This is a genomic window from Streptomyces sp. NPDC087440 (assembly GCF_044744005.1).
In the GTDB taxonomy this organism is placed as follows: Bacteria; Actinomycetota; Actinomycetes; order Streptomycetales; family Streptomycetaceae; genus Streptomyces.
In genome coordinates, this window is sequence record NZ_JBIUXN010000028.1 from 92289 (window position 1) to 105087 (window position 12799).

The 12799-nt window shown below is 70.2% G+C and carries 15 protein-coding genes; all 15 read right to left on the reverse strand.

The genetic code is table 11. From position 1 onward, the window contains the following. Positions 1–106: 106 nt before the first annotated feature. The 15 genes from ACIO3O_RS37995 to ACIO3O_RS38065 all read right to left on the reverse strand — a co-directional run bounded on the left by ACIO3O_RS37995 (position 107) and on the right by ACIO3O_RS38065 (position 11884). Positions 107–496: a hypothetical protein gene (locus tag ACIO3O_RS37995; RefSeq protein WP_401753921.1), complete on the reverse strand. Its 390-nt coding sequence runs from the start codon at positions 494–496 to the stop codon at positions 107–109. 135 nt (positions 497–631) lie between these two features. Next, positions 632–904, reverse strand: coding sequence for a hypothetical protein (locus ACIO3O_RS38000; protein WP_401753924.1), 273 nt, complete (start codon positions 902–904; stop codon positions 632–634). A gap of 365 nt (positions 905–1269) precedes the next feature. Further along, positions 1270–1752 carry a hypothetical protein gene (locus ACIO3O_RS38005; RefSeq protein ID WP_401753926.1) on the reverse strand — a complete coding sequence of 161 codons (483 nt, stop codon included), beginning with the start codon at positions 1750–1752 and terminating at the stop codon, positions 1270–1272. 92 nt (positions 1753–1844) lie between these two features. Further along, complete coding sequence (locus tag ACIO3O_RS38010; protein WP_401753929.1) at positions 1845–2462, reverse strand: hypothetical protein; 618 nt, start codon at positions 2460–2462, stop codon at positions 1845–1847. A gap of 71 nt (positions 2463–2533) precedes the next feature. Continuing rightward, complete coding sequence (locus ACIO3O_RS38015) at positions 2534–3133, reverse strand: hypothetical protein (protein ID WP_401753932.1); 600 nt, start codon at positions 3131–3133, stop codon at positions 2534–2536. A 96-nt stretch (positions 3134–3229) separates the two neighbouring features. Continuing rightward, positions 3230–3829: a hypothetical protein gene (locus ACIO3O_RS38020; RefSeq protein WP_401753934.1), complete on the reverse strand. Its 600-nt coding sequence runs from the start codon at positions 3827–3829 to the stop codon at positions 3230–3232. Between the two features lie 103 nt (positions 3830–3932). Further along, positions 3933–4535 (reverse strand): hypothetical protein, encoded by a 603-nt coding sequence (locus ACIO3O_RS38025; protein ID WP_401753937.1) that lies wholly within the window; start codon positions 4533–4535, stop codon positions 3933–3935. 90 nt (positions 4536–4625) lie between these two features. Next, positions 4626–5216, reverse strand: a complete 591-nt coding sequence (locus ACIO3O_RS38030; protein ID WP_401753940.1) for a hypothetical protein — start codon at positions 5214–5216, stop codon at positions 4626–4628. A 363-nt stretch (positions 5217–5579) separates the two neighbouring features. Then, a complete protein-coding gene (locus ACIO3O_RS38035) occupies positions 5580–6290 on the reverse strand; it encodes a hypothetical protein (RefSeq protein ID WP_401753943.1) in 711 nt (236 codons plus the stop codon). Between the two features lie 503 nt (positions 6291–6793). Next, the gene (locus tag ACIO3O_RS38040) at positions 6794–7252 is read right to left on the reverse strand and encodes a hypothetical protein (protein ID WP_401753948.1); all 459 of its coding nucleotides are present in this window, start codon (positions 7250–7252) and stop codon (positions 6794–6796) included. A 96-nt stretch (positions 7253–7348) separates the two neighbouring features. Continuing rightward, a complete protein-coding gene (locus tag ACIO3O_RS38045; RefSeq protein ID WP_401753951.1) occupies positions 7349–7966 on the reverse strand; it encodes a hypothetical protein in 618 nt (205 codons plus the stop codon). A gap of 64 nt (positions 7967–8030) precedes the next feature. Next, complete coding sequence (locus tag ACIO3O_RS38050; RefSeq protein ID WP_401753954.1) at positions 8031–8492, reverse strand: hypothetical protein; 462 nt, start codon at positions 8490–8492, stop codon at positions 8031–8033. Between the two features lie 169 nt (positions 8493–8661). Continuing rightward, positions 8662–10488 carry a ParB/RepB/Spo0J family partition protein gene (locus ACIO3O_RS38055; RefSeq protein ID WP_401753957.1) on the reverse strand — a complete coding sequence of 609 codons (1827 nt, stop codon included), beginning with the start codon at positions 10486–10488 and terminating at the stop codon, positions 8662–8664. Between the two features lie 207 nt (positions 10489–10695). Continuing rightward, positions 10696–11013 carry a hypothetical protein gene (locus ACIO3O_RS38060; protein ID WP_401753960.1) on the reverse strand — a complete coding sequence of 106 codons (318 nt, stop codon included), beginning with the start codon at positions 11011–11013 and terminating at the stop codon, positions 10696–10698. Between the two features lie 196 nt (positions 11014–11209). Further along, positions 11210–11884, reverse strand: a complete 675-nt coding sequence (locus ACIO3O_RS38065; protein ID WP_401753963.1) for a DUF2958 domain-containing protein — start codon at positions 11882–11884, stop codon at positions 11210–11212. Positions 11885–12799 lie beyond the last annotated feature (915 nt).

Here is a 12799-nt window from a genome sequence, read left to right on the forward strand (position 1 = left end):
GAGTCCTCGACTCAGAGCGCGTACGGGTGCGGGCGCGTCCGGCGGGGCTGATTTCGCGTGAGCCGTGTCGAGGGCCGGGTTCGGTGACGGCCTCTTCGTGACGCGTCTACTTCGTGTCGAAGGTAGGAAGTGCGTCCGTTTCAGGTGCATCGGCGTCGAACAGGACGTACGTGCAGCCGTTGGCACGTGCGAGTTCGACGATCGGCAGCAACTCCGGGGGCCAGTCGTCTCCTTCGGTGAAGTCGGCTTCCTCGGAGGCGTACATCAGCCATCCGTGCGTCGTCGGGTAGGCCACGACGTCCTCGTAGCTACCGAGGGCGATGCAGGTCTCCTCACGGAGGTGGGCGGTGGAAAGGTCGAGAAGGCTGCGGATGGGCAAGCTTGATGTGCCGGCGACGCGTGGGTGCGTCGGCTGTTCGGTCTCTGTGGCTTTGTCGCTGGCGCGGCGGAGGTGGTGCGTCTCCAGGGCGCCGTTCATGGCGGTGTCGGATGTCATGGTGTGCTCCGATGCGGGTTTCTGGGAGGAGGCCCGGCGGAGGCGGGCGTGGGACGCTTCCGCCGGGCGGGGGGGCGGGGGTGGCCCCGGGCCGGGCGCTGCGGGGGCGGCCCGGGGTCTGTGCAGCAGCTGCCCCTACGCGGCCGTGGGGGTGAGTTCCCACAGCCACAGGGGAACGACCTTGCCCTCGGGGAGGGGTTCGTGGCGCTGGGCGGGGGGCGGTCCGCCGTTGCGGCCGCGCAGGTGGGAGTAGTAGCGGGGGCCGATCCACCCGCACTTCGGCTTCAGGCACATGAGCAGCTGGTGGTTGTCGCTGCCGGGAAACCCGGAGAGGGCGCGCCAGTCGTGCCGGGTGTACTGGGCGAACGCCTTGTGCGCGCTGGCCGCGTTGCGGTCGTTGACGGGCATCCGCGGGTCGAGCAGCGGGACCGGCCCGTACAGCAGGGCAGCGGCACTTTGGTGAGTCGGACCGGGATGATGTGTCCGGCGGCGTGCGCCTTGATGAGGTGGCGCGCGGCCATGGTGATGCCCTTTTCGCCGGTGGGCGGCCGGTTGAGGTTCGTTTCGCCGCCGCTGGTGATGACGTGCCAGGTGCGGTGCCAGCGGTAGGCCAGCCCGAGGATCAGCTCGTCGCCGACGATGACAGGGACTCGGCATTCCGCGTCGGACTCGCCGGTCCGGTAGGGCAAGGGGACAGCTGACATGAGGGAACTCCTTGTCGGGTGGTTGTCCGGCCGGGCGTTGCCGCGCCCGACCGGGGTGCTGAGGGGTGATCAGGCGGGAAGTCGGTCCCTGGGGATCTGTCGCGAAGCGAGGATCAGGCGGATGTCCCGGACCTGGAGCGTGACGGGGTCGGGGAAGCGAATGTCACCGTGGAACATGGGGCTGGGTGAGGTGCGGCGTGCCCGGCCGTCGGCGACCCAGGAGAGGAAGCGGCGTACGTGGTCGCCGGTCGGCAGCATGGGAGGGCCGTAGTCCTGGACTCGGAAGAACCGACGGATCTCGTGGACAGGGGCGGGGCATGGCGGTACGAGCGTCGGCTCGCCGGGGCCGGGCAGGTCCTCCATGCGGATCGGCCGGTCTGTCTTGATCGTGAGGTGTTCGGTGAGGGCGACGTCGGTCACCCAGGTCCAGCTGGTTGCCGTGGCCCAGTTGCGGGCGGCGGTCTCGGGCTGCGTGAGCGCGGAGCTGGTATGCGTCTTGGCCTGACCGCGGTAGCGGTAGGACACCGTCCAAAACTGTGAGCGTGACTGCACGGTGTGCATGTTGATGTTCCTTTGGGTGGCGGGAGAGGGGTTGCCGCCCCTCATTCCTACGAGAGAAACTGTACACGCATTGATCTTTTGGATCAACCGCGACACGCGGGATCGATCAGGCGGACGCGGGCCTCGTCGGCGGCCGTGAGGGCCGCGTCCAGATACAGGCCCGTCATCACCCGTGCCGGAAGTCTCTGCTGGGTGTGCCATCGGTGGGACATGGCCATGCGGCCCGCGGCGGAGAGGTAGACCTGATCGGTGTGCGGTCGCTGGGAGAGCCAGCCGCGCCCCAGCAGGATGGATGTCTGGGTGTACGGGATGCGCCAGAATCCGGCCTCGACGGCGCACGGTGTGCCATCGGGGTCGTAGCGCAGCTGCGCGCCGTTTCCCGCACGTTCGATCAGTTCAAGGTCGGTGTACTGGCGGGCTGTCAGCCGCTTGGGGTGGGCCACGGGGCGGAGGCGCACTTCGCGGTGACTGCGGCGGTCCCGGATGCGGATCTCTCCGTGCAGGAGGGCGTGAATGGTGCGGCGGGGGTGGTCGGCTGCGCGCTGGATCAGGCCGTCGGCATCCCATCCGGTGAGGTAGCCGGTGGTGTCGTCTTTCCCGAGGACGGTTTCCTTGAACGCGGCCGGGGCGTATCCGCCGGGGAGGTAGGAACGGGGGGTCAGGATGCCGTGCCGGGACGGCCGGGTGCCAGGGTGGGCCATGGTGACTGCCTCCAAATGCAGCAACAGGGGAGGGGGGCGCGCCCCGGGGTGGGGGCGCGCCCGCCCGGCGGTTACGGGGCGGTGGGGTTCGGCCGCTGTCGTACGGCGTCGCCGTACGCGGTCATGAGGGCCTGGAGGGTGGCGTCGTCGACGTACCGGAACTCCACGATGTGCTCACCCCTGCTGAGGACTTGGACCTTCATGGACTCGATGGACCCTCGCCGGGGCCGGTATTCGATCCAGGGGGTGGGGTCGGTGCGGGTGACTTCGGCCCCGGGCACGAGTGCGGCGAGCTGGTGCGCGAACGCCTGTCGTTCCTCGTCGGCCTGACGGCCGGTGGCCGCCGCGGCGACGATCTTCGGGTACAGCTCGTTGTAGAGGGGCAGGAGCTTGGCGGTGATGGCGTCGGCGAGTGCGGCCGGGGGCCGGTCGGCCCGGAACTGCGTGGACGGCTTCTCGTGCTCCCACACCCGCAGGGGAGCGTCCGGGTAGTGCACGGTCACCTCCACATGGGAGGGGCGGCCGTCAACGGGCAGCACGTCGAGGCGCCGACCGTCGGCGTGCACCAGGGCGGCACCGGTGCGCCCCCACCTGTGGTGGGGTTCGGCGGTCCACCGGGTGCCAAGCAGGGGGGCGGTCTGGCGGGCAAGCCGGAGAACCTTGTTCAGCATGGGGATGCTCCTCAACGGGTGCGCGGGGCGGTAGTGGCGGGCGGCTGGCGGGGTGAGAGGGGCCGCGCCGCGTCCCTCTCACCCCGCCGGGTGGGGTTATTGGTCCGGGGCGAACTGGCGGCAGATCCATGCGGCCTGCTCGGGGGTGAGGTTGCGCAGCCCGAGACCCACCCGCGTGCCGTGGCGCTCGACGTGCGCGGTGATACCTAGCCCCTCCGGCCCTTCGCTGGGGGAGTGGACGGTGGGCCGGTCGGTGTTCGCGGTGACCGGTCCGACCCAGGCGCCGGGCATGGCGTCCAGGAGGAGCTGGACGGTGGCGTCGCGGGCGGCGGCCTGGGCCTGGTAGCGGGCGAGCGTCGTGATGACCTGTTCGAGTGCGGTGTCGTAGTCGGGGAGGAACCGGCGGCGCAGGTGGGCGACAAGGTGGTGGGGGAGCTGGCGGGCGGGCATGTCGGCGGTGACGCTGATCTGCGGGGTCGTGATGCTGTTCAGCCGGTTGTCCCCGTGGTTGTCGGTCAGCCCGTAGACCACCAGCCGCCCGTCCTCGTCGGAGATCCGCACCTGGTAGGGGTCCCCGCCGGGGCGGGGGGCAGTGAGCAGTACGGCGCGGGGCCAGTGCGGGTCAGGGGCGGCGCTCCACCCGGGCCCGAGCAGGGCGGCGGTGCGGCGGGCGGTGGTGAGCAACGGTGCGGGCATCGAGAACTCCAAAGGGCACAAGGGGTCAGGGGGGCGGGGCAGGGTCCCGCGGGGCGCGGGGGCCCGGGCGGGGGCGGTGCTGCCCCTGCCCGGGTGGAAGGGGCTACAGGTCGGGGGCGAGCAGGCGGGCGACGGCTTCGGCCTGGGCGGGGCTCAGGTAGCCGAGCGTCATGTCGACGTGGCTGCCGTCGTGGGCGACTTCGGCCGTGAACCGCAGCGAACTCGTGCGGTAGTTGATCGCGGTCACTTCGCGCCGGTGCTCGCTGTTGAAGGCGCGGCCGGTACGCGAGTGAGGCAGGAGGTCCGCCAGGCGCTGGGTCAGCGCGTCTCGGTCCTGGAGCTCGCGGGCGTAGCGGGCCCGGTCGTCGGCCACCGCGTCCAGGGCGGCGGCATACACGGGCAGCAACCGGCGGCGCAGGTGGGATGCCAGGTTGCGGGGAACCTGGCGGGTGGGGAGGTCGGCGGTCACGGTGATCTCGGGGGCGTCCGCACTGTGCAGCAACCGCCGATCCTCTGCCTTGTCCAAGTGCCCGTACGCGCGCAACCGTTGACCGTCCTGGATGATCCGGATGCGGTAGGGGTCTTTGCCCGGGCGGTCCCCGAGGAGCAGGGCTGCGCCGTGCCAGGTGTCGTGCGGGGCGGCGCGCCACCCGGGGCCCAGCAGGGCGGCGGTCCGGCGGGCGGTGATCAGAAGCGGGGTCGGCACGGAAACTCTCCAGGGCAGAAAACGACGGAGTGTGCGGGGGGATCGGTTGGGTGGGGCGGCGGGGGTGCCGCCGCCCCGGTGCGGGTCCGGCTAACGGCAAGTGATTTCGCCGGTTCGGGTGGTGCAGCCGTGCAGTTGGTGGGCGGCCTCGGTCAGGGCGCGGGTGCAGTCCTCGCCCGGCCACCGGCCGTGGGCGTGCAGGGGGAAGATCAGACACCGTTCGGGGTGGGGCTGTGCCCTGCGGGCGTCCTCGGCGTCGGCGTAGCGGCGGCCGTCGCTGGTGCCGTCCGCGATACGGATCGCGACCCACCCCAGCAGGGCCCCCGTGGGCCTGCGCAGGAGGTGGCGGTCGAGTTCCTCGGCCATCTGCTCACCGGCGAGCGTCCGGCCGTAGTCCCAGCGAGCGAGGTAGGCCGCGCGGGCCGGACTGGTGGCGGTGTAGGCGAGCAGGGTGAGGGGGTGGCCGCTGGTGGTGCAGTAGTCGCCCAGCTTCTGCCACTGCTCGGCGCGGCCCTCGTCGGTGGGGGCCTGCGGCTCGATGTGGACGACGTGGCGGTCGGCGTCCTGCCAGGGGCGCAAGAGGTCACCGGGGACGTGCACGGAGTCCTCAACCAGCAGGAGGTAAACGGCCGGTCGCTTCGCGAGCGTGACAGGCGCGGTGGGGGTGGGGGTCTGGGGCATCGGGGCTTTCCCTTTCCGGGAGTTGCAGGGGGGCGGGCGGTGTCGTCCGCCCCCTTGCCGGGGGGGCGGGTGGTCAGGCGGTGCGGGGCTTGGGGATGCGGGGCTGGTCGACGGGGCGGCGGGGGGCGGGGATGGGGATGCGGGGGATGACGGGCTCGTTGTCGGGGTGGTCCAGCACGCGGGTGCTCCTTCGCTGTGGGTGGGGTGCGGATTGCCGTCCGCAGAAAGCAGGGCGGGGCGGCCCGGGGGCTCGGCCCTGCCCCGGCCGGACAGAGAAGCGGGCTCTGTCCGGCCGGCGCGGGGCGCGCCGGATGGCGGGGCCTACCGGGCGGAGGCCCCGCCCGGTAGGGGCCGGTGGTGCGGTTAGGGCTTGGTACGGGCGGCCTGGCGCAGGGCGATGTGGTGGCGGGTGCCTGCGACCTGGCGGGCTCCGTCCTCGCTGAGGGCGTAGACGGTGGAGAACGTGATCAGGTCGCGTCGTCCGGACCAGCGGGCATCACGGATGACTGCCCGCTGCATCTCGCGTGCACGGTCGGGCTCGGTAGGCACCGCACGGGCGAAGTAGACGCTCCCGTCGCGGACGTCGGCCACCACCAGATAGGGCCGGAAGTCACCAACGGTGTGCGGGCGGGCAGGGCCCAGCGTCGTGTCCGCCAACTGCGCGCGGGCCTTGGCGAGCAGCTCCGCGATGTACGTACCGGGCGACTGCTCCCAGCAGTGGGGGTTGCGGCTCCACCACACATCCCCCTGCTCCATGGCCGTAGCGAACTCGAACGGCCCGAACACGCTGATCACCTCGTAGGCCCACCCGTCAAGGCCCAGAGACTCGTTACAGGCGGCGCTCGCGGTATTCGCGACATCGGTGATCTTGCGGCGCAGCGCGGCGGCCGCGCACCCGGTGCCGTAGTACGACACCTCGCCTTCTTCGTTGCCGTCCGCGTCCAGCGGCATCAACGCGACGGTCCGCTTCAGGTTCGAGCGGCCGCAACAGTCACACGTGGTGCAGTCGTCCGTAACCCCCTTGATCACCCACTGAGGGAAGGAGAAGCGAGGAGCGGGGGGCATGCTGGTCACGACAGAACTCCTAATGATGGAAGGCGAGTTGGGAGGGGTACAACGGGGCGGTAGGCGCGGGGCCTGGGGGCGTAGCGGGGGCTGTCTGGGCGCGCTCTTCGCTCCGCGAAGGCGGTGCGCCGCCGCTACGCGGCGGAAGACTCCGCAGCGCTCCGCGCTGCCGGGCCGGTGGGGGGCGGGGGCCGGTGGGTCAATCGCTCCGCGATCGGCCCACCGGCGGGCGCGCCGTTCCGGGGGTGAGGGGGTGTCAGTCGCAGACGGGGCCGATGTGCGAGCAGTACGTGCACCGCTTGCACAAGCGTGCTTCTGCGCGGTTGCAGTCACAGAGGTAGTCCCGGGGGACCCAACGCTGGGTGTCGGAGTCGAATACGGCGTCACGGATGTATCCGCGGTCGCACACCGTGCAGCAGCAGGGGCAACCCTTCATGGGGGTATTCCTTTCGGGAGGGGAGGGGCGTGGTTCTCGGCACGCCCCGGCAGAGTGAGGGGTGGCGGGGGCGGGATCAGTCCGTTGCGGCCGTGTACCGGCCGTAGCAGCACGATTGGCCGTTGCGCAGATACAGCCACGGGAACCCGTACGAGGGATGCTCGTCCTCGAATGCCCCGCACTGGGCGCACGGCGGTCCCCAGGAGTCTGGGGCGGCCACCGGTTCGGCGGACCAGATCGGCAGGTCCCGGGTCCACGGGGCCACCCCGGCCGTCCAGTGCAGATGACCGTCCGGGAAGAACTCCGTGTGGTTGTTCGGCCAACTGATGGGAGGGGTGCGCATGCTGTTCAGGACGGCGCTGCGCACCGTGATCCCGCGCCAGACCTGCACGCCGCTCGTGGTGCCCGGCGGCGGGGTAATGCGGTAGGCCTCGGCGAACTCGTAGGTCTGCACGGCGAAGACCAGGGGCGGCGGGCTGTCGCAGTGCACGGTGACAGGGCCCGGGAACGGGTGGTGGTAGCGGCTGGCGGACATGGGGGCTCCATTTCGCGGGTGGACTGGTTGCGGTCAGTCCGATGCAGGGGGCGGGAGGGGAGGGGCGCGCCGTTCGGCGTGGTGGGGGTGGGGTGTTCAGCCCTTGATCAGGGTTCGGACCTGGGCGGCGCGGCTGAGGGTGAGGTCTGCTCGGTAGGCCTGGCGGACCTGGCGCACCCACCTGCCGGTGTGCTCGGCCAAGTCCCGCACGGTGCGCACGCTCGGGGTGGTGCGGGCCCGGTCGGCAAGGCGGGCGTGCTCGGCGCTGACCTCGGTCACCGCGTGGTCCAGCACTGCGCGGCATCCGTGCAACCGGGTCGTGCGGGCCCATCCGCACGGCTCGTCGGGCTCCTGCTCTTGGACGACCGTGGACACCTTCGGCCACCCCAGCGTGTTGCCCGGGGTGATCGAGACGTCCAGCAGCAAAGTCACCCGGTGGTCGTGCCATGGCGCGTACCGGTAGGGCCGGGCCGGGCCGGGCACGGCGGCCTCGGCGCGGCTGTCCATGTAGGCGGCGAAGCTGTCCGGGGCGGGGTCGTCGCCCTGGCGGCGTAGCCGGTTCAAGTACCCGACCAGTACCGGCAGTTGCCATGCGGCGGTACCGAACGGGGCGGCGGGCATCGAGTAGGTGAGGGCTACCGAACTGTCCTCACTGGGGACGCTGATGGTGGCGGACACGACTGCCAGGAACGGTTTGCGGGGGTCCAGTTGCATCGGGGCTACTCCCTGTGGGTGGCTGTCCGGGGCGGGCATTGCCGTGCCCGCCCCGGAGGGGCAGTCAGGCGGAAAGCTGATCCAGGGAAATGCGGTGGGCGTAGCGGGTCAGGCGCACATCGAGCACGTGCACCGGCTCGGTTACGTCATACGGGAGGTACAGGGCGCGTTTGCCTTCTCGTACCTCGGCCAGCCAATCGATGTAGTCGCGCACGTCATCACCCGTGCGCAGTGCCTCGGGGCCGCGTCCGTCGATACGGAAGAAACGACGGATCTCGTACGCCCCCTCGGGGCACAAGGGGAGCGGTGTGGGGTCGCCCGGAGCGGGCAGATCCCAGACGGCGATGCGGGTGAACGTCTCGACCGTGACGAACTCCGTGATGACCACGTCGCTGACGTTGGGGCCGCGTTCTCCGCGAACTGTCTGGAGTGCGATGCGGCGTGCGGACTCGGGACTCGTCAGACCGATGGTGCGGAACGTCTGGTTGTGGCGGTAAGTAACCTTCCACCAGTGGTGCTTGCGCATGGTGGTACTCCGTGTGCTCGTGGGAGGGGCGGGGGGAGGGTTGCAGCCCTCCTTCAACCGTGATTGGCGATTTGCTCCCCTTGGTGGAGTGGTCATTCCGGCTGATGGGAGTGGCCACTCCGGGGATGCCCGGGGCGGCGTGCTGACCGCGACCCCGGGCGGTGGGGTGCTATTCCTGCGGGTCGTCCGGGGCGGGGGTGTCCTCGGGGCCGTCGTCGGACTCCTCGGACGGCTCCGCCGGGGCGGCATCCCGCGCCGTGGTCTCCGGCTCCTCCGGCTCCTGCGGGCTCTCTGCGTCCGGCTCTGCGCCGTGGTCGGCTGCGGGCTCGGTCGGCTCGCTCGGGGCGTCGTCGTGGTGTTCGTTTTCTGCGGGCTCTTCGTCGGTCTCGGGCTCTACCAGGGCGGTGAACTCGACGTCGTCAACGATGGCCTGTTCCACCAGGGAGAGGGTGTAGCCGATCGACGCGAGGTAGGTGAGGTAGACCCGTGCGTCGTCACGGATGTCGTTGGTGTCCCACGAGGGCTTGTCCTTGCGCCACGTCTGGACCTCGTCAAGGCGCTTCTCGTAGCACCCGGCGATGATCGCGAAGTTGATCAAGGTCAGCTTGCCGGGGGTCGCTCCGGCCGGTGCCCACGTGGTCCGGTCGTCGGCGTGCTTGTCCTCCCCCAGCAACTCCGCCACCAGGGACGCGCGGGTGAGTTCCCCGGTCCACATCTGGACCGGCTTGCGGGCGGCAAGCAACTGCTCGGTCACCCAAGCGGCCATCTTGGGCGCGGCGCTCTTGCGCTGCAACAACGTGTCCTTCAGCCACGCGCGACGGGTCTTGGTGGCGGCCCGGTAGGCGGCGTTCCCGGCCATCTTCAGCTTCCGGGCCATGCTGTCCGGCTCCGGCTTGACCACCGGGGCGGGCCTCGGCGCGGGCGCGGGCGGCGGCCCGGGCGCGTCGTCCTCCCCCCCGCCCTCGTCCTCCTCCTGGTCGTCCCCGGCCTCCTGCGGGCCCCTGGCGGGCTCCTCGCCCTCGTCCTCGTCGGGGGCGGGCTCGGGGTGCTCCGGCTCTTCCTCGGGCTCGTCCTCCTGCAACCCGCCGGGGTAGCCAAGGTGCCCGTACTCGTCCGGCGTGATGCACCCGATCAGCAGGGCGTCGGGGGTGTCGCTGTCGTCGTCCCACGTGACGGCGTGCCCGGGGCATTCGGCGTGCTCCTCCTCGGTGAGCTGGTTGCCCTCCTTGTCCCACAGGAATTCCAAGACCTCGAACTCCTCGAACTCCCCACCCTCGATCTCGTCCGACTCGATCAGCCGCACACCATTGGTCTTGCACTCCTCGCGCACCACATCCCGGGCCTGCACGGCTTCGCGGGCGTCACGCTCGGCCGTCGCCTGGTGCTCGAACACCCCCCGGGCGTGCGCCCCGACAAGCCGCGTCACGGCCTCCTCGTCGTCGTCGAACTCGCCCAGAACGGCCAACTTGGAAAGGTCCCATTCGTAGGCCTCGGCCTCCGCCAGTGTCCGGCGGGTGCGCTCGCTGACCTTGCGTGCGGTGGTGACGGCGTGGGCGACCTCGTCGTCGCTGCGTCCGGCGCGGCGGGCTGCGGCGGCCGGTGCCATCCCCGCCTCGATCGCCTGAAACAGAGCGTCGGCCTGCTCCAAGTCGGTAAGCGACTTGCGCCCCTCCTCGGCGTTCTCCACCAGCATTTCGATGTACGCCAAACCGGCTTCCCGGCGGGCGGGGTCCAGCACGTACACCGGGGCTTCGGTGAGTTCGGCCTGACGGGCGGCGGCGAGACGGCGCTTGCCCTGGATGACGTCGAACATCTCCGGGGCGTCCGGGGCGGGCTCCACCACGAGCGGGGAAACGATGCCGTTCTCCCGGACGGACGTGATCAAATACCCGTCCTCGATGCCCAGCACCTGACGGACGTTGCGATCGTCCCGAAGCTGCGTCAAGGGCAACACCCGTGCGACGGGCGGGGCGGCGGTCTTCTTCTTCGCGGTCATGAGGTACCTGCCTCTGTGGTTGCAATGTGCGACGGGGGGGGAATCCCCCCGTCGTGGGGCTCTCTCGGGCATGCGGCAGTGGGGAAAGGCCGGCTGATCCCGAAACCGGCCGTACGCCGGTGAGCTGGTGGGGCGGGGCGGGGAGACACACCCGCCCGGGGTGTCCCGGGGTGAGGCGGCTTCGCGCCGCCTCACCCCGGGCGGTGGCTACGTGAGGGGGATACCGGCGGCGTAGCGCACACCGTGTTCCGGCGGGATCGGTTCGCCCGTCATGGCGTCCGTGCAGTACGCGGCGAACACCTGGGCTTCGGTAAGCGGTTCAACGTCGGTAGCGGTCACCCGCCACCCGCGCACCGTTTCCGTGCCGTCCCAAGACGTACGGGTGACCATTCCGCCGTTCCCGCCCGCAAGCGCGACAGACAGAACCACCGAAACATCGACAGTGGAATCAATGTCCGCCTCAATCACCCCCGCGAGCGACCAGAACGACATATCGGCCAGTGCCGCGCCGATCTCGGCGGACACGACCAGGTCATGATGTCCATCGGGGAGGGCACCCATAAGGGCAGTGATCCGCTGACATGACAGGGTGAGAATTTCGACCGGGGTCAACGCTTCCTCCAACTTGGTCGGTGGGGGCGTTGCCGCGCCCCCACCACAGATGAATTCGGAAGGGCTGCACCTGGTGCGGTCGCCCTTCCGGAAATCCGGAAGCTGCTTCCTAGCGCTGGGAACGACGGAATTCCACCGCGATTGCCAGAGATTCAGAAGTGACCTTCAGGAGCCATCCTCCCGCCTTTCCAGCGGCGGTCACCTCGGAATCCCCTGCCGCAATGTGACTGAGGAATTCGAGCCCCAACGCGTCCATTGCCTCGTCGCGCGTGTACGAGCGGAGAAAGAACCCGGTAGGCAACCCCGTTTTCCCGGAACTGACTTCCGCGCACGTGGCCATGATCAGCCCCAGCAATTCGCCCAGCCGCTCGGCGTCCTCGGCGGTCAGCGGGGCGCTGTACTGGTACTCGCTGCGGTCGGACGGGGTGCCGTTGATCCGGGGGACGTCCCCGGCGCGTACCGGCTCGAAGGTGACGTCACGCTCGATCACGTACCCCTGTGCGTTCAGCCCCTCCATCTCCGCGAGATTGGAGTAGACCCATTCCCCGCACCCCGGGGACACCTCCGCCCAGCCGAATGCGGTAAGGCTCTCGGGGTCCACCTCCGCGATGTACCAGTCACACCGACCGACGGAGTAATGGAGGTGCACCACCTTGTCAGCGGCGGGGGTGTTCTCAGTTGCGTACAGCGGCGGAATACTGGCCACTTCTTCAACCGAGGGGTAAAACGCGTTCTTCCGGTGGGACTGGTTGGTCTCTGCGGGGAACTGGTGCTGGGCAGTCAAGTTGCTGTTCTCCTGTTGCTCGTTGGGTGGTGTCAGGTGGGGCGGTTGCCGCCGCTCCGTTCCGACAAGAGAAACTATACACGCATCGGGAGTGGATCTCCACCCCCAACACACCGGACGCCGACCGGGGGCCGTGACCCTTGCCTTACCCCCTGCCTTAGGGGTTGCCTTACCCCTTGCCCCCCGATCGCGAGGGAAGGCCCGTTTTCGCAGTTCAGCCACCATGGTTGGGTCCCCTCAAAACTCTGACAACCCCCCTCACGCCCTCCTGTCCTGCTACCCCTGGGAAAAGGGGCGGGGCAGCACGACCGGCGGACGCTCGGGGGGTCGGGGCGGCTGGGAGTTGCGCACGGTCGCTGGCGCGCCCGTGCGCGGTCCTGGGTGACCTGCTGGCGGCCTCGGAGTGGGCTCCGACCTTTCCTCTCGGGGGGCGCTCCTGTCGTTCTCTGGGGCTTTCTGCAGGTTCCCCGAATATCGGTTGCCCGGGCAGGGGAGCGGGAAGGTGTCGCGTTGTCCCGGTGATTTTCAGGAACGCGCGGGGAGGTAGTGCGGTGCGGTGGACTAAGGGAGCGGGGCGGCGAATTGACGCACCTTCAGGCGGGCCTTTCCGGGGGGTTTCCTGGGGGTGGTGGGAGTGTGTTTCCTGGGTACATTCCATCGGGGTTTGTACTTTGACGCACTCTCACCGGGGCGCAGCAGTCGACCCCGCTTCCCTGCAACCAGCCGCCCGCGCCAGCGGGCCCAACTCGACTGCGGAGCAGGCGAGTTGCCAGCGCGGAGCGCTGGACTTCCGGGGCGCGGAGCGGTCCCGGAAGTGCTGGGCCACGGAGTGGACCGGCACCCTCGGGAGCGGAGCGACCGAGGGGGAGAGCCGCGTAGCGGCTCCGCGTCGTGTCTGCGGAGCAGACCGCGCGC

What these genes read in the sequence shown, in the direction of transcription:
- ACIO3O_RS37995 (WP_401753921.1), bottom strand. Translation starts at nt 496, where the DNA reads ATGACATCCGACACCGCCATGAACGGCGCCCTGGAGACGCACCACCTC.
- ACIO3O_RS38010 (WP_401753929.1), bottom strand. Translation starts at nt 2,462, where the DNA reads ATGGCCCACCCTGGCACCCGGCCGTCCCGGCACGGCATCCTGACCCCC.
- ACIO3O_RS38055 (WP_401753957.1), bottom strand. Translation starts at nt 10,488, where the DNA reads ATGACCGCGAAGAAGAAGACCGCCGCCCCGCCCGTCGCACGGGTGTTG.
- ACIO3O_RS38030 (WP_401753940.1), bottom strand. Translation starts at nt 5,216, where the DNA reads ATGCCCCAGACCCCCACCCCCACCGCGCCTGTCACGCTCGCGAAGCGA.
- ACIO3O_RS38040 (WP_401753948.1), bottom strand. Translation starts at nt 7,252, where the DNA reads ATGTCCGCCAGCCGCTACCACCACCCGTTCCCGGGCCCTGTCACCGTG.
- ACIO3O_RS38000 (WP_401753924.1), bottom strand. Translation starts at nt 904, where the DNA reads ATGCCCGTCAACGACCGCAACGCGGCCAGCGCGCACAAGGCGTTCGCC.
- ACIO3O_RS38045 (WP_401753951.1), bottom strand. Translation starts at nt 7,966, where the DNA reads ATGCAACTGGACCCCCGCAAACCGTTCCTGGCAGTCGTGTCCGCCACC.
- ACIO3O_RS38015 (WP_401753932.1), bottom strand. Translation starts at nt 3,133, where the DNA reads ATGCTGAACAAGGTTCTCCGGCTTGCCCGCCAGACCGCCCCCCTGCTT.
- ACIO3O_RS38020 (WP_401753934.1), bottom strand. Translation starts at nt 3,829, where the DNA reads ATGCCCGCACCGTTGCTCACCACCGCCCGCCGCACCGCCGCCCTGCTC.
- ACIO3O_RS38050 (WP_401753954.1), bottom strand. Translation starts at nt 8,492, where the DNA reads ATGCGCAAGCACCACTGGTGGAAGGTTACTTACCGCCACAACCAGACG.